Here is a 24,998-nt window from a genome sequence, read left to right as displayed (position 1 = left end):
TTCATTCCAATCCTAGACGAGATCGTTCACTCCGCGGGCCGATTCCCGCAGGCGATTCCAGAGCGACTCGCTCGTTTCACTGCTGTCTACGAGTGCGTCCAGAGCAAACTCTTGCTCTTCCTCTTTCTGTTGCTGCTGGTTTTCTCGTTGTTGTCCAGCTTGCTCACGCTGCTGCTGGAAGTTGAATGCGGTGTCCTGCTGCTGGTTGACTTCCAGTCGATCCACCTGCAAGCCTTGCTGCGTCAATGCCATCCGCAATTGCGGAAGCTGATTGTCGAGCAAATCTTTGCCTGCCTGCGTTTCAGCGTGGAACTGAGCAGTGATCACGCCATTGTGCGACGTAATTGTCACGTCTACCTGTCCAAGTGATTGCGGGTTCAAGATCAGCTTAGCTTCATGCACACCGTTTTGCCCGCCAAGTTGCAACTTCGAGACAAACAGCTGTGTGAGCTGCTGCGGCAATTGGTTCGCATTCACATGATGCGGCTGTGCTTGTGACTGTTGGAAGGAAGCGTTTTGCGTTTGCGTCGTTTGCTGGGCGACAACCGGGTTTTGGTTGGCCATCGTCAAGCCGCCGTCTTCCTGATTTCCTTCTTGGTTCAACAGGCTGCCGGAAAGTGCAGGTTGAACCGTTTGCGTGGCTACTCCCGCCTCCAGCTTGTAGGCAGCCAAGCCCTGATTCATTCGCAAAGGCGAAATCGTCTTGAACCCTTCTTGCTGCGAAGCATTCAGAACGGGAACCGCTTCGGAACGCAGTTGCAAAACCCCATTCTTTTGCTTGCTTTCATTGCCTTTCTGGTTCTTCAGGGACTCGAGAAGTGCGGCCAACTTGTTCAGTTCCTCGGAAGAAGTCTCGCTTTGCGAAAGCTTGGACAAAAGCTGTTTCAGATCCATTCCAGACTGTGCCTGAAGTTCCTGGCTAAGCCCAGACGCTTTTCCCAAAAGCTGTTCAACGGCTGCTGCTTTCTCTTCTACTTGTCCATTCAATTCTTGATTGCCTTGTTGACTGGCGGCAAGCAGTTGAGCGATCAGCGCCATCAGTTCATCCAGCAATTTCTGGTCGTCTTCTGACAAGCCTTCTGGAGCCGCAACGGCGCCTTTGGAATCGAGCATCGCTTCAAAAGATTGCAGCATTTGCAACGAAAACAGTTGTCCCAAGCCAGCTTCTCCATTGCCCGCAGTACCAGTGGCAGATGTTACACTACCAGCCGAGCCTACCGGCGGAGTCAGATTGGCTACATTCATCTCGTCACCTCCTTATGGTTGATTTGTTGCTTATTTTAACGATAACGAGAAGCGAAGCTTTTGTTATCGAAGCAACTCTTCCGTAATGCGAGCCGCCAAATTGTCTTTTTCTTTCTTGTCCTCTTTGGCGATCGCTGAGAGAGTTTGCGCCCGTTTGTCCGCAGGCATTTCTTTGATCAGTGACAAGGCTCTGCTCTTGTTCGTCGCCATCAGCGAGCGAATGACCGCCGCGGAATCTTCCGCAGGCATCTGAGCAAACGTGTCACTCAACACTTGATCGTTAGCGCTCGCGGAAGTACCGCTGCGCGTTTCGCTGAGTGCTTTCGTCAACACTTGAACGCGCTCCTGGAGAGCAGCGATGTCATCATCTTTGTTGACCACAGAGTCTTTTAGCAGAATGGAAATGTCAGCCGCTTTTTTCGGGTCCATTTTGGCCAAAATGTCAGCGCGCTGGTTTGGCTTCATTTTGGTCATGACCGTGACAGACTCATCCAGGCTAAGATTTTCGATGATGGCTGCTGCATTTTTCGCTGACATGGTCGTGTACACCTTGGCGAGATCAGCAAACTGCTTTTGACGCTCCTCCTCGGTGGCCCTGCGATCTTCCATAAGCTTGTTCAAGTCTTGCACTTGCTTTTCCAACGCTTGGATCGTTGCATCCTTTTTGGCTGCTTCTTCTTTCAGCACGGAAATTTGCTGCTGGTTTTTCGCCTGATCCTGCTGCAAAGTCGCAACCTGTTTCTCGGTGTCGGGTTTCTTTTCTTCACCGGGTGTAGCCGCGTATTCGTCCGGGACGAGCTTTTCCACGTACGGTATGGAGTTAGCCCAGTGGAGAACATTCCCTAGCACGTTTACTCCCAGCAAGCTCAGGAGTACGCCGCCAAGGAGGCTGGCAAACAGTGCAGGAATGACAATCATGTAGAAAAACCATTCCCACCTGCCGTATTCCCGTTCTTCTTGGATTTCTTCCATCTGGTACCTCCCTTAGTTGCTGCGGCGAAGATAGAGCTGAGTGCCGATTTCATCCAATTCTTTTTGTTCGCGCTGACGCTGTTCGTCGAGAAATTGGTAGAGAGATTTTTCACGCAATCGATGCCATAGCTTTGATTCCTTCATTCTCTCCGTCAAATGGGACTGACATCGTTCCACATCCTGCTCACATCCGCGCAACGTTCGCTGCTGTCTCGTTATCGATCTGGCAACCGACTGTTGATACTGCGTGATTGAAATCAGTTGGGCGGCACTGCATGTCTGCATTTGCGTTTCCTCAAGCATATGGGTCATCTCATCATGCTGCACTGTCAATTGCGCGAGCTTCCACTCTTCTTCGTTCTTGCGTTGAACCGATTTCCCAAATGCCCACTCTGCCTGCTCTTTCTCTTTTTCCTTCAGATCGAGAACTTTTTGGAGATGAAACTGAAACACTTTCACATTAGTTCACTCCTCCGAAATGGGCTAACAGCGCCTTGACCGCGCTTTGTAATGTCGAGGGCTCATGTGTACCTTGAGCCGTAAACTCGGTAATGATGTCTTTGTAGCGGACGGCAGCATCAATATCGCGGTTCGAGCCAGGCTTGTACGCTCCGATATTGATCAAATCTTCCGCCTCGCGAAAAGTGGCCAAATGTTTTTTCAACTGTCTTGCCGCTTCCTTGTGATCGTCTGTAACGATCTCTGACATGACACGGCTGACGCTCGCCATCACATCAATGGCAGGAAAGTGGCCTTTTTGCGCGATTTTCCGGTCGAGCACAATATGTCCGTCCAAAATTCCTCGCGCCGCATCCGCAATCGGGTCATTCATGTCGTCGGAGTCGACGAGCACCGTATAAAACGCCGTAATGCTGCCTTTGTCGGCTGTCCCTGCCCGCTCCATCAGCTTCGGCATCAGCGCGAACACAGACGGTGTATAGCCGCGTGTTGCCGGCGGTTCTCCGATAGCAAGTCCTACTTCCCGCTGCGCCATGGCAAAACGGGTTACCGAGTCCATCATGAGCATCACATTCAACCCGCGGTCACGGAAGTATTCGGCGATCGATGTGGCAATCAAGGCTCCCTTGATGCGGATCATCGCAGGCTGGTCGGAGGTCGCAACGACTACGACAGACCTCTTTAGACCTTCTTCCCCCAGATCGCGCTCGATAAACTCCATGACCTCGCGGCCGCGCTCCCCGATCAGTCCGATGACGTTGATGTCCGCCGTAGTATTGCGGGCAATCATTCCCATCAAGGTACTTTTCCCTACCCCTGATCCGGCAAAAATTCCGACCCGCTGTCCTTTTCCGACAGTCAACAATCCATCGATGGCGCGTACGCCCACGCTTAGCGGCTCTTTAATGCGCGGCCGCAAAATCGGATTGGGCGGCAGATTGTTCGTCGGATAGGAACTCAAGCCAAACGGCAACGCTCCTTGATACGGTCTACCGAGGCCGTCGAGGACAGATCCCAAAATTTCCGGCCCGACCTTCACTTCCAGCGACCGCCCCGTAGCCACTACATCACAGCCCGGTCCGATTGCTGTCAGCTCGCCCAGCGGCATGAGCAGCACTTTATTTTCGCGAAAGCCAACTACTTCAGCGATAATCGGCTCTTTGCTGTTTGCCGGATACAGATGGCAAATTTCGCCGAGCTTTACTTCTGGTCCCTGGGACTCGATGGTGAGCCCCACAACTTGCGTCACTTTTCCATTCACGCGCATCGGATCAATCTCACCCAGCGCCTGCTTGTACTTCGTTATGTCTAGGAAACTCATCGGGACTCACTTCCTCCGGCAATCGCAAGCAATGCTTGTTTGATCTCTTCCAGCTGTGTATCCACTCTTGCATCCACACTTCCGAGCGGCGTCCGAATCACACACCCGCCATCGGAAATCGTGTAGTCAGGATAGACGGAAAGCTCCGCCTGACCGTCCAGCAGGGCAAGCAATTGGGCTCGGTGGTCAGAAACGTAATCAAAGTAGTTGTGATTGACGCATATCGTTATCTCCCCGTGAACCCGGGAGCGTCGCAGCGCTTTTTTGGCAATCTCCATGACTTGTTCCGGATTTTGCTGCAATTCTTGCCCGATAATTTTTTTGGCAACATCAAGGGCAAGTTCCACTAAAAAAGGTTCCCCTTCGGCTATAATCTGCTGCTTGCTGCTGTACGCCTGCTCCAGGATTGCGCGTGCGTCAGAGAGTGCTTTTATCTCCTCTTCATACGCTTGGCGCTTCCCTTCCTCGAAACCTTTTTCCTGTCCTTCAACAACCGCTTGCTCCTGCACAGAGCTGAACAATTCGGAAGCTTCCTGCTGCTTTTGTTCCCACCATTGCTGGATCTCCAGGAGTGCTTCCTGCTTCAGTTGCTCAGCCTGCTCGGATGCTTGTTGAAGGATGTTTTGCGCGGTTTCTTCGGCATCTGCGAGGATCGTTTTGGCCTCAATTTCAGCTTGTTGTAAAATTTGTAGATTTTCTTGCAACCTTTCGGGATCATTTTCCGTCTTTAGTGGTACAGGCGTCACCGAGAGGAGAACAGCGTCCTCCGAAGGCCGATAATTAGCCACTTTGATAATCCTAGACAATGATATCATCTCCTCCACCGCGGGCGATGATGATCTCACCAGCCTCCTCTAAGCGACGGATAATGGCAACGATACGAGATTGTGCTTCTTCTACGTCGCGCAGACGAACTGGTCCCATAAATTCCATTTCTTCTTTGAAAGTGTCCGCCATCCGTTTGGACATATTGCGGAAAATAACTTCCCGAACTTCTTCGCTGGACACTTTGAGAGAAAGTTGCAGATCCGCATTTTCTACATCGCGGATTACGCGCTGAATCGAACGGTTGTCCAGTGTAGCGATATCTTCGAATACAAACATGCGTTTCTTGATTTCTTCGGCCAATTCGGGGTCCTGAATTTCGAGAGAATCGAGAATCGTGCGCTCCGTCCCACGATCGACACCATTGAGTACAGCCACGATTGCTTCGATCCCGCCTGCTTGCGTATAATCCTGCGTGACAGTGGCCGAGAGCTTCTGTTCGAGGACTTGTTCTACCTGTGCAATTACTTCCGGAGAAGTGCTGTCCATCATGGCAATCCGCTTCGCTACCTCAGCTTGCCGCTCTTGCGGAAGCGCGGACAAAATCATCGCTGCTTGCTGCGGTTCGAGATAAGAAAGAACCAGGGCAATCGTTTGCGGGTGCTCGTTTTGGATAAAGTTCAAAATCTGGCCTGGATCAGCCTTCCGGGCAAAATCGAATGGCCGTACTTGCAGGTTGGCAGTCAAGCGATTGATAATATCCATCGCTTTCGTCTCGCCCAAAGCTTTTTGCAAGATTTCTTTCGCGTAGGTGATCCCGCCTTGCGAGATTACTTCTTTTGCTACGGCGATTTGATGAAATTCGGCCAAGATTTTATCTTTTTCTTCTGTATCGACTTTTCGAACGTTGGCAATTTCCAACGTCAGTTGCTCGATCTCATCCTCACGCAAGTGCTTGAACACCTGGGCAGAGATTTCCGGCCCTAGTGAGATGAGGAGGATAGCCGCCTTCTGTCGTCCAGACAACTCTTTAGCGCCGCGAGCCATATCTTTCACTCCTTAATCTTCTGCTAACCAAGTACGAAGCAGAACAACAAATTCATCCGGCTTGCTTCGCGCCAATTTTTCAAGCTGTTTTCTGACCACAACCTGATCTCCGTCTTCCTGATAAATCAGATCCGGAATTTCGGTAGGTTGACCAGGTGCCAGCAAATCGGACATTTCTTCTTCCTGCTCCAGCTTCGCTTGATTGCGGCGGCGGATGATGAGGAAGGCAACAGCGGCGAGTGCCAAAACGGCAATACCACCAACGGTCCACAATACAGCTGGACTGAGTGCGCTGGATTCTTCGACAGCCACTTTTCCAGAGAACTGACGCGGAAGAACGGAAATATGCTTGTCCAGTTCTTCTTCGCTCAAATCGACAGCCTTGTCGCTTAACGTTACACGCACAACATTGCGCAGCACTTGCTTGATGCTTTCAAGTGTAGCCGCATCCAATTCTGTGCCATTCGGAGGCTCAACCCCGACGTTGATCGTCAAGTCTTCGATTTTGTACGGGCTCAACGTAATATTCCGAGTAAACCGATTGACTTCGCGATTGATTGTATCATTCAACTCTTCATACTGGCTGTTGCTTCCTTGAGGATTGTTCCCCGGGTAGTTTGGAACGGCATTCGCGCCTGTACCTGCGATGCCCCCTGGCGGTTGGCCTTGACCCGAGAAAGCTTTTGATAATTTTTGAGAAGAGATGATAAGTCCTTCGTTGTTCTCTTTGTCAGGCGCTTCCACGAGATTTTCCACGCGAGTTTCTTTATCAAAGTTCATTTTGATAAAAGCGTGAACAATCACTTTATCGCGACCCATGATTGTACCAAGCAGGTTGTACAGATTTTGTTGAATCTTCTTTTCAACCTCGGACTTGATCGCTTCTTGTTGTTTAAAGCTGCTCAAGCTTCCTTCTGCTTCTTCGCCTTCTGCGCGCTCCAGCGGATTCGAATATTGGTCCGTAATGGCAATCGCATCGATCGGCAACTTCGGAACGCTTCGGGAAACGAGCAGGTAGAGCGAGTTAATCTGCTTTTGCTCCAGGGTCGTGCCTGGTTCTACATCGACGATGACGGAAGCAGTTGCCGTATCCGGTGTCTCTGTTACCCAAACGCTTTCCTGTGGCAGTGTAATCATTACCTGTGCCGAGCGAACGCCTTTTACTCTTTCAAGCATCTTGCGCAGCTCTTGTTGCAAGGCTTCTTTTTTCATCACATCGAACTGTCTGTCCGTAACACCCAACGTATTGGAAAAAACTTCGGAGTTGATGCCTGCTTGGCTGGGGATTCCTTGTGCGGCAAGATCGACAATGACGTCTTGGGCCATTTTTTCCGGTACTTCAATGCTTGTCCCATTTCCAGTAATCCTGTATGGAATTTGCTGACCTTCCAACTCTTTCTTGATCGCGCCGATTTCCTGTTCACTAAGTCTCTGATCGTAGAGTGGCTTGTAGACCGGCTGAGAAGCGATGTATATGTATAAGCCCAGCGAAATTAACAGAAAAAGCGAGATTCCGACAATCATCCATTTTTGCTTTTTGGAAAACTGGTTCCATTTAGACGTAAGCTGATTTCTGTATAAAGCTAAACGTTCGTTCATGTTTCACCTCTCACTGGATAAAACGACAATCAAATCGGCATGCGCATGATTTCTTGGTAAGACTCAATCACTTTATTCCGGACTTGCATCGTCATTTGCAGCATCACGGAAGCTTTTTGGCCTGCAACAGTCAGTTGGTGCAGATCCGTAATTTCGCCAGCCGCGAATTTGTCTGCCAGATTGGCCGACTCTACCTGCGCCTGATTCACCTGGTTCATGGCGTCTGTCAAAAAAGCGCCAAATTCTTTTGTGACTTCCGCGGTGGTTGGCATTTTGTTTGCGACAGGCATCTTGACCGGAACCGCTTGTGAAAGTGCGTTTATGTCCATCTTTTACTGTTCACCCGCTTTATTTGATTTCCAATGCCTTCAACATCATCGCTTTCGTTGCGTTTAAAGCAGTGACGTTCGCCTCGTAGGATCGCGAAGCGGAAATCAGGTCCACCATTTCCTTCATCGGATCAACGTTTGGCATGAGCACGTAGCCGTCTTGATCTGCATCCGGATGGGAAGGATCGTATACGCGCTTGAACGGAGTGTTGTCTTCTTGAATCGCTGTGACCCGCACCCCTTGTTCTCCTCCTCTGCCAGACACCGTCCCAACCGCCGCTTGCAGAAAGCTGTCGAATGACTCGCTTGAGCGCGGTGACATTTCGATCATTTTTCGACGGTACGGTTGCCACTTGCCATCGACAAAAGTTGCGCGCGTCGTTTCTGCATTCGCAATATTCGACGCAATCGTATCCAGGCGCAACCGATTTGCAGTCAAGGCTGAAGCACTTGTATTAATTCCTTGAAACAAGCTCATCGTTATTTCCCTCCACCCTCAATGACACTGCGCAGTTTCTGGAAATGGCCCGCAGTCAGCTGCGTCAGGCCGCTATACCAGATTTGGTTTTTCGCCAGCTCCGTTGTCTCCGACTCCAAGTCCACATCATTCCCACTGTTTTGAACGTAGCTATTCGGATTGGAAACGACCTGTGGCATCGCGAACCCGCCAGCGTTGCTAAATGGAATGTGGCGTTCATTGGTTCGATAGGCCGCAAGCTTTCCAGTTCCTATTTTCCCATTTAGTTCCTCTTGCAGATAGCCCTCAAAAATTACCTGTTGACTTTTGAATTGAGGGGTATCGATATTGGCAAGATTGTTTGTGATCGTCCGATGGCGCAGTGTAGCGGCGTTCATCGATCTCTCAAGGACCTGCAGATGATAACTATCCAGCATGTAGCCTTCTCCCCCAATATGTGTCAATTCGTTTTCGCAAATCTGCCTATAATTCCTGTATTTTCGACAGCCAAGATACGATTCAATCATAGCAAAATCGTAATAGTGAAAAAAGCCCCTATTGATGGCGATTTTCAAAATGATTCAATGGCACTAAATCCCTGAACTTTCCTGTTTTTTTACTTGTTTTTACATGCAAACCATATTCAATGCGCTGTGATTGCACTTATCCCGAAAAATCAATGCATAATTTCTGGTAAAAGATTGTCGGACAGTGTTGCAACTAGGTATAATTACCCACGAAAAAAGGTACAGCAACGGCTGTTGCTATACCTTGAAGTTCACTTTGGCTAAACTTTTATTCCAGAAAATCTTACGAGGTTTTCAGCTTTTCCAGTTCAGGAAGCAGTTTTTCATTCAATACTTTAATGAATGTTCCTTTCATCCCCAGAGAGCGGGATTCGATTACGCCCGCACTCTCCAGCTTGCGCAGCGCGTTCACGATAACGGAGCGGGTAATGCCGACACGATCCGCAATTTTTGACGCTACGAGCAAGCCTTCCTTGCCTTCCAGCTCTTCAAAGATGTGCTCGACAGCTTCCAATTCACTGTAGGACAGGGAACCGATCGCCATTTGAACGACAGCCTTGCTGCGCGCTTCTTCTTCAATCGCTTCAGAACGCTCGCGCAAAATCTCCATTCCTACTACGGTTGCGCCCACTTCTGCCAGGATCAGGTCATCGTCCACGAATTGATCGTTGATGCGGCCGAGAATCAGCGTACCGAGGCGATCGCCACCACCCATGATCGGAACGAGAGTCGTCCAACCGGAGCGGAATACATCTTTCATTTCCACAGGGAAAATGGTGTATGGGCTTTCTACGTCCAGGTTTGCAGACGTTTCTTCCACTTTCAAAAGGCCTTGGCTATACTCTTCCGGAAAACGGCGCTCTTCCAGCATTTTGCGCATACGTCCGTTATCCATCTCTTGGTGGATCGCAAAGCCAAGCAGCTTCCCTTTGCGGCTTACGACAAACGTATTTGCTTCAATCACATCGCTCAATACTTGTGCCATTTCATTAAAATTAACGGCATGACCCGCAGATTTTTGCAACATGCGGTTAATTCTTCTAGTTTTCGACAGTAGATCCATCTGTATTTCCTCCCAATGTATGTTACTACCTATCCAATGCTTACAAAATGTATTGACTCAAGTCTTTGTTCCCCGCGATTGTTCCCAGCTTTTGACGGACGTAATCCGGGGTGATCTGTACAACTTCCAGATGAATTTCCGGGGCTTCAAACGAGAGATCCTCCAGCAGCTTTTCCAGTATGGTGTGCAAGCGTCTCGCGCCGATATTGTCTGTACTCTGGTTCACTTCAGCAGCCATTTTGGCGATCTCCTGGATGGCTTCCGGCGTAAATTCCACTTGAACTCCCTCTGTTTCCAACAGGGCGACGTACTGTTTGAGCAGCGCATTTTTCGGTTCTGTCAAAATTCGCACAAAATCTTCGATGCGCAAGCTCGTCAGCTCGACCCGAATCGGAAAACGTCCCTGAAGCTCAGGAATCAGGTCGGACGGTTTGGCCATATGGAATGCTCCGGCTGCGATGAACAGGACGTAATCTGTTTTCACAGGTCCGTACTTCGTCATGACCGTAGAGCCTTCCACAATCGGCAAAATATCCCGTTGCACGCCTTCGCGGGATACGTCCGGACCACGTCCGTCCTTGCCCGCAATCTTGTCAATTTCGTCGATAAAGATAATGCCATGCTGTTCAGCCCTACGAATCGACTCCTGCGTAACTTCGTCCATATCCACCAGTTTTTGCGCTTCCTGCTGAATTAATACCTTTCGGGCATCTTTAATTCGCAATTTTCGCTTCTTCGTCCGTTTAGGCATCAGGCTGCCGAGCATATCCTGCATTTGCATCCCCATTTGTTCTGTACCCGGAACTTGGAACATGTCAAACATGTTTGGCGACTGATCTTCTACATCTATCTCGATCATTTGTTCTTCCAGCTGTCCATTCGCCAGTTGCCAAGCCACCTGTCTGCGCTGTTGCAGGACGGAAGCCTCTTCCTGGTCATGCGACTCTTGTTGTTGCTGCTGTTGTCCGCCGAACAGCATCTCCAGCGGATTTTTGAACGAGCTTTGCGGTTTGCGGGATGGAACCAGCACATTGACGATCGCTTCATTCGCGAGCTTTTCTGCTTTTTCTTTCACTGACTCCATTTTTTCCTGCTTCACAGTTCGGATGGAGGCTTCCACCAGATCTCGCACCATCGACTCTACATCGCGTCCTACGTAGCCAACTTCAGTAAACTTGGTCGCCTCTACCTTGATGAACGGCGCGCCGGTTAATTTGGCAATGCGGCGGGCAATCTCGGTTTTACCCACCCCAGTTGGCCCGATCATCAAAATATTTTTGGGAACAACCTCGTCAATCATCTGCTCCGGCAAAAGGCTGCGCCGGTAACGGTTACGCAGGGCTACAGCAATCGCTTTTTTGGCTTGTGCCTGCCCGACGATGTATTTGTCCAGATGCTCTACGATCTTACGCGGAGTTAATTGCTCAAGATTCAGCACAGAAGTTCCTCCCTTTCGCTCAATTCAACTCATCCACCACAAGATTGTTGTTCGTGAACACGCAAATCTCGGCAGCAGTTCGAAGTGATGCTTCTGCAATTTCTCGGGCACCAAGATGCGGCGCATATGTTTTCAGCGCGCGCCCGGCAGCAAGGGCAAAGCTGCCGCCAGAGCCAATCGCGAGAATGCCGTCATCCGGTTCGATGATTTCCCCGTTCCCGGAGATGAGCAAAAGATGCTCTCTGTTGCCCACAATCATCATGGCTTCCAGGCGGTGCAACACTTTATCCAGCCGCCACTCCTTCGCCAGCTCGACAGCCGCTCGCTGAAGGTTGCCGTGGTATTCCTCAAGCTTGCCTTCAAACTTTTCAAACAGCGTGATTGCGTCAGCAACTGAGCCAGCAAAACCTGCTAAAACTTCTCCACGATAGAGCCTTCTTACTTTTTTAGCACCATTTTTCATGACCATGCTGTTTCCAAAGGTAACCTGACCGTCTCCGGCCATTGCGATTGCCCCATTGTGCGAAATAGCGAATATGGTTGTTGCGTGAAACTGTTCCATTACTGATTCCTCCCGTTATGTCCGTTTGGCGGAACCTGTACTATTCGGGTTAGCCCGCGGGTGAGCGGTGTCATATACATGGCGAAGTCGCTCCTTGGTCACATGCGTGTATACCTGTGTCGTGGAGACATTGACATGTCCCAGCAGTTCTTGGACCGTACGGAGGTCAGCCCCTCCATTTAACATATGGGTCGCAAACGTATGACGAAAGGTGTGCGGTGAGACACGCAAATGAGAAGCGCACATATCTACGTATTTGTCTACAATCCGGCGAACACTGCGGTCAGACAGCGGTTCTCCGCGATAATTGACCAGCAGGTTGCCGTGATCTACTCTTCCGGCCAACAGTTTTTCTCTTCCATACTCTAGGTATTGCCTAAGAACATCGCAGGCATAACTTCCCACAGGCACATACCGCTCTTTTGCCCCTTTTCCATATACAAGCGCGACGCCCATGCTCGGATTGATGTCGTCAACTGACAAGGTCACCAGTTCCGAAACGCGCATGCCGCTCGCGTACAACAGTTCAAATATCAGCCGATCACGTATTCCTAAAGGCGTTGATGTATCTGGCAGATCAAAAAACTCTTGAACCTCTTGCGGATACAAAAAGGAGGGGAGTTTCTTCTCCATTTTCGGAGTGGAGACGAGTTGAAATGGATTTTGTTCCAGCTGACCCTCACGCAACAAAAATCGATACAAGCTTCGCAAGCTGGAGAGCTTACGCGCAACACTTCGCCGGGATAACCCCCTGCCCGCCAAGTGTGCGAGAAAGGATCGACCATGCAAATAAGAAACAGCAGCAAATACGGAGATTTGGTGCTGTTCCATAAAGGAGACAAATTCGCTGATATCTGCCATATACTGCTTTACCGTATGAGGAGAGGCGTTTTTTTCTACTCGCAAATAACGGGTAAACATCGCAAGATCCACAGAAATTTGTTGCGAAATGTCCATATGGGATGCACCCTCCTCGAAGCACCTATATAGTAACACAGACGAAATTCGGATATCAACGTTAATTGTGTCGTTATTGTGTAAAATTCTGAATTGTATCTAGCGCCCGCTCAGCGAGCTTTTCGTTTTTCTCACGCTTGTTTCGGATACGTTCTGGCCACTCGGGAACCAGTCCGAAATTCGCATTCATCGGCTGGAAATGTTTCGGATCAGCCGTCGTAATATACCGCGCCATGCTGCCCATTACCGTTTCAGGCGGGAGGACGATCAGCTCTTCCCCTTTTGCCAGTCGCGCAGCGTTGATGCCTGCGAGCAGTCCGGATGCAGCCGATTCCACATAGCCTTCCACTCCGGTCATTTGCCCTGCAAAGAACAATGTATCGCGTTCCTTGTACTGATAGGTCGGACGAAGCAGCTTGGGAGAATTGATAAAGGTGTTGCGGTGCATGACGCCGTAGCGCACGATTTCGCAGTTTTCCAGTCCCGGGATGAGCGAGAAGACGCGCTTTTGCTCAGGCCACTTCAAATGGGTTTGGAAGCCGACGATGTTGTACAAAGTAGCCGCTCCGTTGTCCTGGCGAAGCTGAACGACTGCATACGGCTTTCTGCCTGTGCGGGGATCGGTCAAACCGACTGGCTTCATCGGTCCGAAAACCATCGTTTGGCGTCCGCGCTTTGCCATTACTTCGATCGGCATGCAGCCCTCGAAGAAAATTTCTTTTTCAAATTCCTTCAGCGGAACAGCTTCGGCTGCGATCAGCTCATCGTAGAAGCGATTAAATTCTTCCTCTGTCATCGGGCAGTTCAGGTAGGCAGCCTCCCCTTTATCGTAACGGGAAGCGACAAACACTTTGTTCATGTCGATCGAGTCTTTTTCGATAATTGGGGCTGCAGCATCATAGAAGTATAGGTATTCTTCCCCAGTCAGCTCTTTCAGCTTTTGGGACAAGGCCGGCGATGTCAGCGGGCCAGTCGCAATGACGACAATCCCGTCAGCCGGGATGTCCGTGATCTCGTCGGTGATCACTTCAATCAGCGGATGATTTTTCACCGCATCGGTAACGTAGCCGGCAAACTCATGTCGGTCTACCGCGAGTGCTCCACCCGCCGGAACGGCGCAACGGTCAGCAGCCTGGATGATGACCGAGTCCAGACGACGCATTTCTTCTTTTAATACGCCGACTGCATTGGTCAAAGTATTCGCTCGCAAGGAGTTGCTGCAAACCAGTTCCGCGAATTTGTCTGTATGATGGGCAGGCGTTTGGGTTTTCGGCCGCATTTCGTACAGCTTGACAGGAATCCCTGCCTTGGCGATTTGCCAGGCAGCCTCACTTCCTGCCAACCCTGCGCCTACGACTGTGATAGTTGGTGTTGTCATGCTGTTTTTCCTCCAAGCTACAAATTGTACCTCGTCCAATCAGGAGTCTGCTTCTTCCTGGTAATCGCATTTGGTGCAGACGACGCTGACCCCTTGCTTCTTGCGCTTTTTCTCTACCATCAGGCTTGAGCATTTCGGGCAAGGACGGGCAATCGGTTTGTCCCACGATACAAAATCGCATTCCGGGTATTGGTTGCAACCGTAAAAAATACGGCTCTTTTTAGATTTACGTTCAATAATGTGTCCGGTTTCACATTGTGGGCATTTTACTCCGGTTTCTTTGACGATCGGTTTCGTATTCCGGCAATCCGGGAAGCCGGAACAAGCGAGGAACTTGCCAAAACGTCCGAGCTTGTAGACCATCACGCGACCACAAAGCTCGCAGGTTTCATCAGACTCTTCGTCTTTCAGCTCGACTTCCTTCATCTCTTCCTCGGCTACGGCTACCCGCTTGGCAAAGCCTCCGTAGAACGCATCGAGAATGTTGACCCAGTTGGCAGTGCCTTCCTCGATCTCATCCAGATCAGACTCCATGTGAGCCGTAAATTCCGCATTGAGAATCTCCGGGAAAAACTCCTCAATCAAAGTAATGACGATCTCACCCAACTCCGTCGGAATAAAGCGTTTTTCCTCCAAAGCGACGTAGCCGCGCTTTTGGATTGTTTCCAAGGTAGGCGCATAAGTGGAAGGCCGTCCGATGCCGCCTTCTTCCAGCGTCTTGATAAGACGTGCCTCGGAGTATCGCGGCGGCGGTTGCGTAAAGTGCTGAGCCGGGGTGATTTCTTGATGTTCAAGGGTCTGCCCTTCATCAATCGGCGGCAGGAAGCTTTCTTCTTCTGTCCCGTCATCGTTTCCTTCTATATAAACCTTCATAAATCCAGGGAATTTCACTTTCGAGCCAGTCGCCCGGAACATGATGCCCCCTGCATCTATATCCACACTCATCGTATCGAGTACAGCCGAAGACATTTGGCTGGCGAGAAACCGTTCCCATATCAGGCGATACAAACGCAACTGATCCCGCGACAAAAATTCTTTGATTTCATCCGGTGTGCGAGACACAGACGTAGGACGAATCGCTTCGTGCGCATCCTGAGCGTTTTCCTTTTTGGCCTGGACGCGAGGTTCAGCCGGTATGTAATCAGCGCCGAATTTTTCCTGTATGTACTCTTTCGCTTCATTTTGTGCGGTTTCCGATAAGCGTGTCGAGTCTGTACGCATATACGTAATCAAACCGACTGCGCCTTCCTTGTTGCCAACATCGATCCCCTCGTACAGCTCCTGGGCGATGCGCATGGTCTTGGCCGTGCGGAAATTCAGTTTGCGGGCTGCTTCCTGTTGCAAGGAGCTGGTGATGAACGGCGGAGCCGGATTGCGTTTGCGTTCGCGCTTGGTCACCTTTTGCACGACAAACGGCTGGTCCTTCATTCTGTCCAACACTTGTTTGACATCTTCTTCGGATTTCAGCTCTACCTTTTCGTCCCCATAGCCGTAAAACTTCGCTTCAAACTCTTTGCCATTGCTTACGAGCTTGGTGGCAATCGTCCAATACTCTTCAGGAATGAACGACTGAATTTCGCGTTCCCGATCCATGATTAGCTTGACCGTAACTGATTGAACGCGCCCTGCACTCAAGCCTTTGCGCACTTTTTTCCACAAAATCGGACTGATGTTGTAACCGACAAGCCGATCCAGAATGCGGCGGGCTTGCTGGGCGTTGACCAAATCCATGTTGATGTGTCGCGGATGCTTGAACGCTTCTTTGATCGCGTCTTTCGTGATTTCGTTGAACACAACCCGAAGCGGCTGGTTCAAATCCAGATTCAGATACTGCGCCAGATGCCAAGCAATTGCTTCCCCTTCGCGATCCGGGTCGGCAGCCAGATAAACTTTTTTCACTTTTTTGGCGGCATCCTTCAAGCTCTTGAGTACATCGCCCTTGCCGCGAATCGTTATGTATTTGGGTTCAAAGTCATGATTGACATCTACCCCCATCTGGCTTTTCGGGAGGTCGCGCACATGACCCATGGACGCTTTCACGATATATTTGCTTCCCAGATATTTTCCAATGGTTTTCGCTTTCGCAGGGGATTCTACGATTACGAGCGTATCAGCCATTTTTTTCCTCCCCTTTTAGTAAGGAATCTTCCCTATTATTAAATATGCTTATCCGATTTGTCAAACACTTGCAAGGGGTAGGGAGTTCGCAGCACATGTGACACAAGCCTCAACGCCGTGCAAAATACCCCCCTGGCAGGGCAGTCAGCGCCCCTTTTGCCTCCAGTCTGAGCATCAACTGATGGATGCTTTTGCGTCGATCCGGTTCCAATTGCTGAACAATCTCGTCTACATGAACGCCATCGTACGTTATCGATTCTACGATTGCCTTTTCTTCTGGAGACAGCTCGCTGTCATGGCTCTTTTTGGCAGTTGCTGTTCCAGACGGCACATCTGGTGGCAATACAATCGGCAATTCCTCCAAAATGTCGCTTGCACTTGTTACTAGCTTTGCACCTTGTTTGATCAAGTTATGCGGGCCAGCGCTCAACGATGAAAAAATAGGTCCGGGAACGGCAAAAACGTCGCGTCCTTGCTCCAAAGCACAGTCAGCTGTAATCAGCGATCCGCTTTTCTCTGCCGCTTCTACAACCAAAACACCCAAACTAAGTCCGCTAATCATTCGGTTTCTTTCCGGAAACAACCCGGGAAAAGGAGGCGTATGCGGCGGATACTCAGACAAAAGTAGTCCGAAAGATTCAATTTTTTGATAGAGCGCTTGATGTCTCGGCGGATAAACATGATCGAGTCCACATCCGAGCACGGCAATCGTTTTTCCTCCTGCCGCAAGAGCAGCCTGATGCGCTTCCCCATCGATCCCGTGCGCCAAGCCGGAGACAACGGCAAGACCTGCACGCACCAGCTCCTTCACCAAAAACGCACTGCTGGCCCGCCCGTATGGCGTAGGCTTCCGCGAGCCCACAACGCCGATAGACGGCACTTCAAGCAGCTTGCTATCCCCACGGTAAAACAAGGTCAATGGCTGATCAGGAATATGGCGGAGCGAAGCAGGATACGCTTCGTCCCACACGCACAAGAAACCGACTTTTTTCGCTTCCCGTTCGCCAAGCATCCGCTCGACTACAGCTGGATTGGTTTGCGCATCAACTTGTTGAATTAGCTCGATCGACAGCCGCAATTTTTCTCCGACCAAACGCCATTCATCGACAGCATTCTGCAAAGAGCCTGCCAGCTCAAGAATTTGTCTAATTTTTTTGCGACCCAGGCCAGAGATCATCGTCAGGATGAACAACCAGTCTCGCTCACTGATTTTCGGTTTACGCATGCAAAACTCCCTCCCGCGGAACGCCGTTTGGTGTAACGGTTTCGAGAGTCATTGTACCGAAAGACAGCGGCCTCCTTCAAAAAAAGAAAAAGCGGACAAGCCTGTGCCTGTCCACTTCTGCTATCTTCGTTCTTATTTGTTGAGAACTTTGTCGAGCATACCGCGCTCTGTCAATAGTTCTACCAGTGTTTCACCGATAACTGCTGGCGTTTTCGCTACGCGAACACCGCACTCTTCGAGCTTGGCGATTTTCTCAGCCGCAGTACCTTTACCGCCGGAAATGATCGCACCAGCGTGGCCCATGCGTTTTCCTGGAGGCGCAGTTTGTCCGCCAATGAAACCTACAACTGGTTTTTTCATGTTCGCAGCGATCCATTCAGCTGCTTCTTCTTCCGCAGTACCACCGATTTCACCAATCATGATTACTGCTTCTGTGTCTGGATCTTCGTTGAACATTTTCAGTACATCGATAAATTCCATACCTTTTACAGGGTCTCCACCGATACCAACAGCAGTGGATTGACCAATGCCGCGAGTAGATGTTTGGTGAACCGCTTCATACGTCAAGGTACCGGAGCGGGATACGATACCCACTTTACCAGGAGTATGGATGTAGCCAGGCATGATACCGATTTTGCACTCGCCTGGAGTGATAACGCCAGGGCAGTTAGGTCCGATCAGCTTGGTTTTCTTGCCTTCCATGTAACGTTTTACTTTTACCATGTCGAGGACAGGAATACCTTCGGTGATGCAGATTACGAGATCCAGCTCAGCGTCAACCGCTTCCATGATCGCGTCAGCAGCGAATGGAGGAGCAACGTAAATAACGGATGCGTTTGCACCAGTTTTTTCTACTGCTTCTGCTACTGTGTTGAAAATTGGAATACCGTCAACTTCAGTGCCGCCTTTACCAGGTGTTACACCGCCAACCATTTGTGTACCGTACTCAACGGCTCCGCGAGTGTGGAACAAACCTGTTGCACCGGTAATCCCTTGTGTAATTACTTTTGTATTTTTGTTAACGAGAATACTCATCGCGTATTTTTCCCACCTTTTTTAACGTATCTACTCGCAATTGCTTACTTTACCAAGGATACGATTTTCTCAGCGCCATCAGCCATGGATTCAGCTGCAACGATGTTCAGACCGGACTCATTGAGGATTTTCTTACCGAGATCCACGTTGGTACCTTCGAGGCGCACAACGAGCGGTTTGTCCAGTTGAATTTGTTTTGCTGCATTTACTACGCCGTTTGCAATGACATCACATTTCATGATGCCACCGAAAATGTTAACGAAAATACCTTTAACTTTTTCATCGCGCAGAATGATTTTGAACGCTTCGGTTACTTTCTCTTCTGTAGCACCGCCGCCTACATCGAGGAAGTTGGCAGGGTCTCCACCGTAAAATTTCACGATGTCCATCGTTGCCATTGCCAGACCTGCACCGTTTACCATGCAACCGATGTTACCATCGAGAGCGATGTAGGACAGATCGAATTTGGACGCTTCGATTTCTTTCTCGTCTTCTTCATCCAGATCGCGCAGAGCTACGATGTCAGCATGACGATAGAGAGCGTTGCTGTCGAAGTTCAGTTTGGCATCGAGTGCCATTACTTCACCGTCGCCAGTAACAACGAGCGGGTTGATTTCAGCGATAGAGCAATCTTTGTCAACAAATGCTTGGTACAAGCTCAGCATGAACTTCGCTGCTTTGTTGATCAGTTCTTTTGGAATGTTGATTGCGTAAGCCAGGCGACGTGCTTGGAACGCATTCAGACCTGTTACCGGATCGATTACTTCTTTGAAGATTTTTTCTGGAGAGTGAGCAGCTACTTCCTCGATCTCCGTACCGCCCTCTTCGGAAGCCATCATAACAACGCTGCCAGTCGCACGGTCAACAACGACACCAACGTAGTATTCTTTTTTGATATCGCAGCCTTGCTCGATCAAAAGGCGTTTTACTTCTTTGCCTTCTGGTCCTGTTTGATGAGTTACCAACACTTTGCCAAGAATTTCGTTGGCATATGTACGAACTTCATCCAGGTTTTTCGCCACTTTTACACCGCCAGCTTTACCGCGGCCACCAGCGTGGATTTGCGCTTTTACCACAACTACTTGGGTGCCCAGTTCTTTCGCTGCTTCAACAGCTTCATCCACTGTGAACGCTACGCGACCTTCAGGAACTTTTACACCGTACTGCTTAAGTATCTCTTTACCTTGATACTCATGAATGTTCATTCTCCATCCTCCTATGGCAGATAAAGATCGGCAGGCTTTTAGACCGGCTAAAGACATCTGCGTCTTCCTCCGGTCGAAGCCTCCACTATCAGTGCAACGTAACTATTCTACGACAAAAAATGCAAAAGTGGTAGTAATATGTTGTCCTTATCGTGACCATAACTTCGAAACTTCATGAGGAACAACCATCATTTTCTAAGACTTTGAAACAATTTCCACTGATTTTCCGCGATTTCACTGTGAATATACCATTTTGCGTCCAGTTGAAAATAATTGGCGTACAGGACGACTTCGCGCTCTTTTCCATTCACAAAAAAGGAGAGGCGATACTGTTCGTGCCCCGGATCTTTCGGTGCTTCTTTTAACAAATCGGCTGCTTGTAAAAGCCGCACGGCCTGGTGTGCGATCCCTTGCTCCACTGTCGTTTTTCTTACTTCCACTTCGATGTTTTCCGCGGCGGCAGCACCCGTAGCCGAAATTCGGATTTGGCTGGCCTTGAACAGCTGCTCAAACGTTTTGTCGCCTGTATCCGCAGGAGGAATCCACTCCGTCAGCTTGGAGAAAAGTCCTCCATCCACGCGAAACGTATGGGTTTCTTTTCCAAAAGGCACACTGATCAATGTCGGCGTGAGCACCGTCACTTCGAGCGGCCTGTCTGTTGCGTTGATTCGCATCTGGTAATTCGGATAGAGCGCGTATTGCTTGTTCGCTGCCCCCGGCTCAGGCGTGGCCGTTGCCAGCACCTTGCGGATCAGGTCCGCTTCTGCTTCGCCAAGCGCCCTCGTCTTGCCCAAATCGTCAGCCGAGAGCAACACGGTATCAATTTTTTGCGACAGCAAGCCTTTTCCTGTCAGCTTCTGAATCCATTGATAAAAAGCGACAGCGCCTGCTCCCCGATATGTATTTTCGCCAAACTGGCTGGCTCCTTCTCCTACCGCCACCACTAGCGGAGCTAACTGCTTCCGGTACAATACAAGCGTAAAACGCACGTCTTCCTGCTTCAAAGCTTCTTCTGAGAGCTGCAAATCCTTGCCTTGATTAGACAGTTCTTTCATGAAGGTAGGCAAATCCAGCATGACTTCCTGGCCGTCTGTGGACATGACTGTCGCCTTTTCTACGGCGCCTAGCTCCGTCTCGATGCGATCGTTCATGTCAGCTGGAACTTTGTCAGACTGCGCACAACCGGAAACAAACATGCTTGCAACCATCACGACTAACAAATAAGCACGCAAAGACGATACCATCAGCAACCTCCTTCGAGTATCAGCCCTGCCCGATGAATCTAGAGAAGTCCCAGTCGTCGGCTGATCTCACTGCCAAGTTTTCGTTTGACGTAAATTTCGCCAATCTGATGCGGGTCTTTTACCACAACCGAGCGATTGTTCGTGCGGATCACAACGTATTTCTCGCTGTTTTTGTCCAGCCCGCAAATCAGCTCGGAGGAAACCTCCACAAAAATAGCGACAACATGCTTTCCGTCGACTTTTTTCAGGGAGATTTTAGGGAAAGGTGTTAAAAATGGCGACGTCTTGTCCTGAATGTACTGAGTAATGGCCAAAAGGTATTTATCCGGGTCTCCGTATTGCTCAATCTCGTGATCAATGCCGCAAATGCTGCCTTCATCGGTAATTCCCAAAAAAAGATTGCCGTTGTTCGAATTGGCAAAGGCCACAACTGTTTTAATAATTCCGCCTTTGGACAGCAAAAAGTCGCGCTTGAACTCGATCATGTCGTTTTCGCCAAGAGAAGTTGCTACAACCGGATCATCGATGCGTCCAAGATAACGAAATCGGCTGATCGCTCCCAAACGGTATACGTATTCTTCGAAGATATCAGCAGGCAAAGACAGGTCTTCCAGACTCGCATCTGTATTCTGCCATAATTTATACGTCTGGGGAGCGAAGCACATGTCAAACAATACATTTCCACCCAAAGATCGTATGTTCATTCCGATGGAAGCAGGCTTTGTCACGCCGGGCTGGTAAGGAGGATCGTTCTCGACCTCGAGCACACCGGAGTGAAACAAATAGTCGAAATAGTGCCGAGGGAGCTTGGCATGCTGTCTGAGCAGCTCTCGTTCGGTTGTCCCTCTTCTCATCTCCTGGTACAAGTCAAAACGCACAGATTGTCCATCCAGTCCGTGTACGATTGCAATTAAGGAACAAATATGGCGCATGGTTTCCCTCGTTCTTTTCTTTGGAATACTTGTCATTGTTTGGTCATATTTTAACGCAACTATTCGGAATTTGACCAGTTTTTTTCCGTGACTGACTTGTGACGGGCGGCTAACAGCACCGCCGGATCGGTTGTCTGTTCACTCGTTTCCTGCTCTTAGAGAGGATGTCTGGTAGCTGTACAGCAAAGTCTGCAGCTTTAAAGACAGCCCCATGTCCCCTTTGATTTTCAATTTGCCCGTGACGAGGGCCGCAGCCGGATTAAGCGTTCCCTGTACCAGCTTGATGAAATTTTCGTCGGACAACTCCAGCGTGCAGCCTGCCTGCTCGGTAATCCCTAGCCGATAGGTCGCTTCATCGTTGCCGAATTTGATTTCATACGTCCCGTTCTCTTCCCCGCCAAGCACAAAATGATACACGGCGAAAAAGCCGCGAATCGGTTTGGGATTCGCCTTGATTTTTTGCGCAAGCTCGACCAGTATCGCTTCTACAGACACATTTATCACCTCAGTCTCTTAGTCCAGCTTACCTCATCTCTGCCATTTTAAACAGTCCGTAGCATGGCTCAGGCCAGCAGCTTCTGCCTTTTTACCACATACAACGCAAAAAAAGAAAGCCGGGCATCTGCCGGCTTATTTTACACGTACTGCTGTTCCGGTCGCTATGACCATCATCATGCCTTCACGGAGTGTTTCAAAATCGAGATCGACGCCTACTACTGCGTTTGCGCCCAGTGCGCGAGCTTTGTCCTTCATTTCTTTCAAAGCCATTTCCCGGCCTTCCGCCAGCTTGCTCTCGTACGATCCGCTTCTGCCACCGATGATGTCCGTAATCCCTGCCAAAAAGTCGCGGACTACGTTCGCTCCCATAATGACCTCTCCGCTGACAATGTCCAGATACGCTTCGATTTCTCTTCCTTGCACAGTGTTGGTTGTAGTAACAATCATGTAAATAGCCTCCCCTGACCGAACTCGTCTCGTTATGTCATTAAGAAATACGAATAAAAACAGAGTTGGTTTCACCAAGTGTATGCACAATCCTGTTCTCTTATCCGGCGCTTCTGTTACGAAGGAAGCGCCGAAGCAGTCTTCTGTGCTTTGATAGCAGAAGACTCAAGGCTTGCCTGGGCGATCAGTTCTCTCCAGGATCGTTTGAAAAACTCAGGATCTTCACATCCATTCACATGCCCAACGGCTGCGGAAACCGTGATGTCCAGCACGTTTGTCGGCCGGGAGATCAAATCGATATACTGCTCGATCAGCGCGATTGGTGCAGTGGAGATCAGGACAAATTCATCCCCTGCGTAACGGCACAAATGGTCTCCCTGATCCTCGGCAATCGAGGAAAGCACAGCGGAATAGGTCCGGATGACATCATCACCGAACGGATGACCGTATTGCTTATTGATTCTGCCAAAGTCGTTCAAATCGATAAACAGCAAATGAAACGGAATCTGCTTACGCAAATAACTTTCCCCGATAAACTGGATATAAGGTGCCCGATACAAGCCAGAGAGCGGGTCCTTGTATTCCGCTATTTTCATTTCTACTGTTTCCTTGGTAATCATCCCGCTTACCTGCTCTTCGTCGAGGACAATCGCCAATTTGACATTTTCATTGAGAAAATAATGATGGGCTTCCCAAATATTTTGGTCTGCCAGCAAATAATGCATTTGATTACACATAGCATCAGCGACAATTCGATTCGGATGAGCAGTGAGGACATCTCTGGAAGTCACTAATCCTACGAGCTCTCCATGGTCAATGACGACGAGCGAATCCATCTGGTACTGGCTCATAAGCCTTGCTGCGTGGGAGACGGATTTGTCAGAAGAAATGGAATGAATCGTTGGAATCATGATCTCTGAGATGTTCATAGCAAATCCACCTCGCGTTGTACCGACAATGCAATTTTCAGCTCAGATCGCAAAACCATGGATTCACTGATCATCCGCTCTGATTCTTCCAAAATAATTTTCATTAGCAATTTTTCGTCCATCATTTGCAAGAGCGAGTTTCTCAACAAGACAGCTTCGATCTTGGGATGATCGATCTTCAGCAAAGTAAACTGCTCCGGCGACAAGGCTTCTGCCATTCTCCGCACTGCTTCCGGCCCGATTGGCGCTTTCCTCCCGATAATCAGCAAATCCTGCATGGGAGGGACTTCAAATTCAGATATTTTTAAGGAAAGGGTCGCTTTCCTCGAATATACACTACTATCACCAAACATTAGTAATTCCTCCAATTCTGCTCCCCCCTCTTAATCCTCCTGCAAACGGCCGGGCTTGCCAAAAAGGTATCCCTGACCCATTGCAATTCCCAATGAAGAGGCGCAAGCAAAATCTTCTTCTTCAACTCCTTCGAGAATGAGTTGAGGTTCATGCTTGCAAAATTCGACAAACAGCTTTACGACTTTTTGTTTTTCTTGCGAAGTCGAAAGCTCCTTGGAATAAAAGCGATCGATTTTGATGAAATCCGGCGAAAGATCGGTAATCTTGTGAAAAATATTTGCTGCATCGCCTACATCATCCAAAGCGATCAAAAAACCCATTGCTTTCAATTCACTGATGCGCCGCGTAAAAACAGGTTCGTGCCAGCATTCTCCCTCCATGATGGACTCGTTGATCTCCAGCACGATTCGCGTCAAATACGGAAAAAAAGCTTGTCTGATCTCCTCGATGAACGCTGGAAACGAGTCCTCCACAATTGTGGTGGGAAAAATGTTCACAAACAGGAGTTCATGATTGTGTTCCATGGAAGCACGAAAAAAAGTCGAGAGCGCATGCCGAAATGATTGGGTGTCCAATTCCGGCAGCTTTCGTTTTTCCTTTGCCGTAGAAAACAACAACTCCGGGTTCTGCCCCGCTTTGCTGCGCAAGAGCACTTCATACCCTATCCGGTTTTTTTCCGGAAATTGGCATATCGGTTGAAAGGCGTGGTAATACTCTCTTTTCTCAAATAGTTCCGCAATGCTCTCCATCAATTTTCCTTTCCCTTTCCTAGCAAATATGTACACAGAGAAAAGCTTTCCAAGTGTGAGGTGCATAGGATGTACGCCCAAACCATTTGGAAGTGCTGGGAAGTTCAACAAACAGTCTGGACCGTAAAAATGCCTCTCGACAC

26 protein-coding genes are annotated in these 24,998 nt (G+C 49.4%); all 26 read right to left on the bottom strand.

The genetic code is table 11. The features are described from left to right. Positions 1-12 precede the first annotated feature (12 nt). On the bottom strand, positions 13-1,245 hold the full coding sequence (locus DEP07_RS09065) for a flagellar hook-length control protein FliK (RefSeq protein WP_122965199.1): 1,233 nt from the start codon (positions 1,243-1,245) through the stop codon (positions 13-15). 63 nt (positions 1,246-1,308) lie between these two features. Next, positions 1,309-2,217, bottom strand: a complete 909-nt coding sequence (locus tag DEP07_RS09060) for a MotE family protein (protein ID WP_063227630.1) — start codon at positions 2,215-2,217, stop codon at positions 1,309-1,311. A 12-nt stretch (positions 2,218-2,229) separates the two neighbouring features. Continuing rightward, a complete protein-coding gene (gene fliJ, locus DEP07_RS09055; protein ID WP_122965197.1) occupies positions 2,230-2,676 on the bottom strand; it encodes a flagellar export protein FliJ in 447 nt (148 codons plus the stop codon). Between the two features lies 1 nt (position 2,677). Next, positions 2,678-3,997, bottom strand: a complete 1,320-nt coding sequence (gene fliI, locus DEP07_RS09050; protein WP_122965196.1) for a flagellar protein export ATPase FliI — start codon at positions 3,995-3,997, stop codon at positions 2,678-2,680. Then, a complete protein-coding gene (locus DEP07_RS09045) occupies positions 3,994-4,812 on the bottom strand; it encodes a FliH/SctL family protein (RefSeq protein ID WP_122965195.1) in 819 nt (272 codons plus the stop codon). The genes fliI and DEP07_RS09045 overlap by 4 nt, the downstream gene beginning before the upstream one ends. Next, on the bottom strand, positions 4,796-5,809 hold the full coding sequence (fliG, locus tag DEP07_RS09040; protein WP_122965194.1) for a flagellar motor switch protein FliG: 1,014 nt from the start codon (positions 5,807-5,809) through the stop codon (positions 4,796-4,798). The genes DEP07_RS09045 and fliG overlap by 17 nt, the downstream gene beginning before the upstream one ends. A 12-nt stretch (positions 5,810-5,821) precedes the next feature. Beyond that, positions 5,822-7,408: a flagellar basal-body MS-ring/collar protein FliF gene (gene fliF, locus DEP07_RS09035; RefSeq protein ID WP_122965193.1), complete on the bottom strand. Its 1,587-nt coding sequence runs from the start codon at positions 7,406-7,408 to the stop codon at positions 5,822-5,824. 29 nt (positions 7,409-7,437) lie between these two features. Further along, on the bottom strand, positions 7,438-7,737 hold the full coding sequence (fliE, locus tag DEP07_RS09030) for a flagellar hook-basal body complex protein FliE (RefSeq protein ID WP_063227636.1): 300 nt from the start codon (positions 7,735-7,737) through the stop codon (positions 7,438-7,440). A gap of 19 nt (positions 7,738-7,756) precedes the next feature. Then, positions 7,757-8,215, bottom strand: a complete 459-nt coding sequence (gene flgC, locus DEP07_RS09025) for a flagellar basal body rod protein FlgC (RefSeq protein ID WP_122965192.1) — start codon at positions 8,213-8,215, stop codon at positions 7,757-7,759. 2 nt (positions 8,216-8,217) lie between these two features. Beyond that, a complete protein-coding gene (flgB, locus tag DEP07_RS09020; RefSeq protein WP_122965191.1) occupies positions 8,218-8,631 on the bottom strand; it encodes a flagellar basal body rod protein FlgB in 414 nt (137 codons plus the stop codon). Positions 8,632-9,004: 373 nt separating this feature from the next. After that, complete coding sequence (gene codY / locus DEP07_RS09015) at positions 9,005-9,784, bottom strand: GTP-sensing pleiotropic transcriptional regulator CodY (RefSeq protein WP_005834266.1); 780 nt, start codon at positions 9,782-9,784, stop codon at positions 9,005-9,007. Positions 9,785-9,824: 40 nt separating this feature from the next. Then, the gene (gene hslU, locus DEP07_RS09010) at positions 9,825-11,222 is read right to left on the bottom strand and encodes an ATP-dependent protease ATPase subunit HslU (RefSeq protein WP_063227640.1); all 1,398 of its coding nucleotides are present in this window, start codon (positions 11,220-11,222) and stop codon (positions 9,825-9,827) included. A 19-nt stretch (positions 11,223-11,241) separates the two neighbouring features. After that, entirely contained in the window at positions 11,242-11,784 is a 543-nt protein-coding gene (gene hslV, locus DEP07_RS09005; RefSeq protein ID WP_122965190.1) for an ATP-dependent protease subunit HslV, read from the bottom strand. A 15-nt stretch (positions 11,785-11,799) separates the two neighbouring features. Then, positions 11,800-12,741 (bottom strand): tyrosine recombinase XerC, encoded by a 942-nt coding sequence (gene xerC / locus DEP07_RS09000; RefSeq protein ID WP_173598879.1) that lies wholly within the window; start codon positions 12,739-12,741, stop codon positions 11,800-11,802. A 73-nt stretch (positions 12,742-12,814) separates the two neighbouring features. Further along, a complete protein-coding gene (gene trmFO / locus DEP07_RS08995; protein ID WP_122965188.1) occupies positions 12,815-14,119 on the bottom strand; it encodes an FADH(2)-oxidizing methylenetetrahydrofolate--tRNA-(uracil(54)-C(5))-methyltransferase TrmFO in 1,305 nt (434 codons plus the stop codon). Between the two features lie 39 nt (positions 14,120-14,158). Beyond that, positions 14,159-16,237 carry a type I DNA topoisomerase gene (gene topA / locus DEP07_RS08990; RefSeq protein ID WP_173596488.1) on the bottom strand — a complete coding sequence of 693 codons (2,079 nt, stop codon included), beginning with the start codon at positions 16,235-16,237 and terminating at the stop codon, positions 14,159-14,161. Between the two features lie 109 nt (positions 16,238-16,346). Next, positions 16,347-17,462, bottom strand: a complete 1,116-nt coding sequence (gene dprA, locus DEP07_RS08985; protein WP_173598880.1) for a DNA-processing protein DprA — start codon at positions 17,460-17,462, stop codon at positions 16,347-16,349. Between the two features lie 132 nt (positions 17,463-17,594). Beyond that, entirely contained in the window at positions 17,595-18,497 is a 903-nt protein-coding gene (gene sucD / locus DEP07_RS08980) for a succinate--CoA ligase subunit alpha (RefSeq protein WP_122965185.1), read from the bottom strand. A gap of 44 nt (positions 18,498-18,541) precedes the next feature. Beyond that, the gene (gene sucC / locus DEP07_RS08975; RefSeq protein WP_063227647.1) at positions 18,542-19,702 is read right to left on the bottom strand and encodes an ADP-forming succinate--CoA ligase subunit beta; all 1,161 of its coding nucleotides are present in this window, start codon (positions 19,700-19,702) and stop codon (positions 18,542-18,544) included. 188 nt (positions 19,703-19,890) lie between these two features. Then, positions 19,891-20,946 (bottom strand): hypothetical protein, encoded by a 1,056-nt coding sequence (locus DEP07_RS08970; protein ID WP_287102394.1) that lies wholly within the window; start codon positions 20,944-20,946, stop codon positions 19,891-19,893. 38 nt (positions 20,947-20,984) lie between these two features. After that, positions 20,985-21,878 (bottom strand): AlbA family DNA-binding domain-containing protein, encoded by an 894-nt coding sequence (locus tag DEP07_RS08965; RefSeq protein ID WP_063227649.1) that lies wholly within the window; start codon positions 21,876-21,878, stop codon positions 20,985-20,987. Positions 21,879-22,016: 138 nt separating this feature from the next. Next, positions 22,017-22,373, bottom strand: a complete 357-nt coding sequence (locus DEP07_RS08960) for an SCP2 sterol-binding domain-containing protein (RefSeq protein WP_173596485.1) — start codon at positions 22,371-22,373, stop codon at positions 22,017-22,019. Positions 22,374-22,508: 135 nt separating this feature from the next. Beyond that, a complete protein-coding gene (locus DEP07_RS08955) occupies positions 22,509-22,823 on the bottom strand; it encodes a YbjQ family protein (protein WP_063227651.1) in 315 nt (104 codons plus the stop codon). Positions 22,824-22,939: 116 nt separating this feature from the next. Beyond that, positions 22,940-23,752, bottom strand: coding sequence for a GGDEF domain-containing protein (locus DEP07_RS08950; RefSeq protein ID WP_280648460.1), 813 nt, complete (start codon positions 23,750-23,752; stop codon positions 22,940-22,942). After that, positions 23,749-24,120, bottom strand: coding sequence for a hypothetical protein (locus tag DEP07_RS08945; RefSeq protein WP_229049700.1), 372 nt, complete (start codon positions 24,118-24,120; stop codon positions 23,749-23,751). The genes DEP07_RS08950 and DEP07_RS08945 overlap by 4 nt, the downstream gene beginning before the upstream one ends. Before the next feature lie 15 nt (positions 24,121-24,135). Further along, positions 24,136-24,855 (bottom strand): EAL domain-containing protein, encoded by a 720-nt coding sequence (locus tag DEP07_RS08940; RefSeq protein ID WP_287102392.1) that lies wholly within the window; start codon positions 24,853-24,855, stop codon positions 24,136-24,138. Positions 24,856-24,998 lie beyond the last annotated feature (143 nt).

Source organism: Brevibacillus sp. (assembly GCF_003521185.1).
GTDB classification, from domain to species: Bacteria; Bacillota; Bacilli; order Brevibacillales; family Brevibacillaceae; genus Brevibacillus; species Brevibacillus parabrevis.
This window is presented reverse-complemented; position numbering and strand designations above follow the sequence as displayed.

Excerpts from the sequence above, each read along its gene's own strand:
- DEP07_RS09065 (WP_122965199.1), bottom strand. The coding sequence starts at position 1,245 with ATGAATGTAGCCAATCTGACTCCGCCGGTAGGCTCGGCTGGTAGTGTA.
- DEP07_RS09060 (WP_063227630.1), bottom strand. The coding sequence starts at position 2,217 with ATGGAAGAAATCCAAGAAGAACGGGAATACGGCAGGTGGGAATGGTTT.
- fliI (WP_122965196.1), bottom strand. The coding sequence starts at position 3,997 with ATGAGTTTCCTAGACATAACGAAGTACAAGCAGGCGCTGGGTGAGATT.
- DEP07_RS09045 (WP_122965195.1), bottom strand. The coding sequence starts at position 4,812 with ATGATATCATTGTCTAGGATTATCAAAGTGGCTAATTATCGGCCTTCG.
- fliG (WP_122965194.1), bottom strand. The coding sequence starts at position 5,809 with ATGGCTCGCGGCGCTAAAGAGTTGTCTGGACGACAGAAGGCGGCTATC.
- fliF (WP_122965193.1), bottom strand. The coding sequence starts at position 7,408 with ATGAACGAACGTTTAGCTTTATACAGAAATCAGCTTACGTCTAAATGG.
- fliE (WP_063227636.1), bottom strand. The coding sequence starts at position 7,737 with ATGGACATAAACGCACTTTCACAAGCGGTTCCGGTCAAGATGCCTGTC.
- flgC (WP_122965192.1), bottom strand. The coding sequence starts at position 8,215 with ATGAGCTTGTTTCAAGGAATTAATACAAGTGCTTCAGCCTTGACTGCA.
- flgB (WP_122965191.1), bottom strand. The coding sequence starts at position 8,631 with ATGCTGGATAGTTATCATCTGCAGGTCCTTGAGAGATCGATGAACGCC.
- codY (WP_005834266.1), bottom strand. The coding sequence starts at position 9,784 with ATGGATCTACTGTCGAAAACTAGAAGAATTAACCGCATGTTGCAAAAA.
- hslV (WP_122965190.1), bottom strand. The coding sequence starts at position 11,784 with ATGGAACAGTTTCACGCAACAACCATATTCGCTATTTCGCACAATGGG.
- xerC (WP_173598879.1), bottom strand. The coding sequence starts at position 12,741 with ATGGACATTTCGCAACAAATTTCTGTGGATCTTGCGATGTTTACCCGT.
- trmFO (WP_122965188.1), bottom strand. The coding sequence starts at position 14,119 with ATGACAACACCAACTATCACAGTCGTAGGCGCAGGGTTGGCAGGAAGT.
- topA (WP_173596488.1), bottom strand. The coding sequence starts at position 16,237 with ATGGCTGATACGCTCGTAATCGTAGAATCCCCTGCGAAAGCGAAAACC.
- dprA (WP_173598880.1), bottom strand. The coding sequence starts at position 17,462 with ATGCGTAAACCGAAAATCAGTGAGCGAGACTGGTTGTTCATCCTGACG.
- sucD (WP_122965185.1), bottom strand. The coding sequence starts at position 18,497 with ATGAGTATTCTCGTTAACAAAAATACAAAAGTAATTACACAAGGGATT.
- sucC (WP_063227647.1), bottom strand. The coding sequence starts at position 19,702 with ATGAACATTCATGAGTATCAAGGTAAAGAGATACTTAAGCAGTACGGT.
- DEP07_RS08970 (WP_287102394.1), bottom strand. The coding sequence starts at position 20,946 with ATGGTATCGTCTTTGCGTGCTTATTTGTTAGTCGTGATGGTTGCAAGC.
- DEP07_RS08965 (WP_063227649.1), bottom strand. The coding sequence starts at position 21,878 with ATGCGCCATATTTGTTCCTTAATTGCAATCGTACACGGACTGGATGGA.
- DEP07_RS08955 (WP_063227651.1), bottom strand. The coding sequence starts at position 22,823 with ATGATTGTTACTACAACCAACACTGTGCAAGGAAGAGAAATCGAAGCG.
- DEP07_RS08950 (WP_280648460.1), bottom strand. The coding sequence starts at position 23,752 with ATGAACATCTCAGAGATCATGATTCCAACGATTCATTCCATTTCTTCT.
- DEP07_RS08940 (WP_287102392.1), bottom strand. The coding sequence starts at position 24,855 with ATGGAGAGCATTGCGGAACTATTTGAGAAAAGAGAGTATTACCACGCC.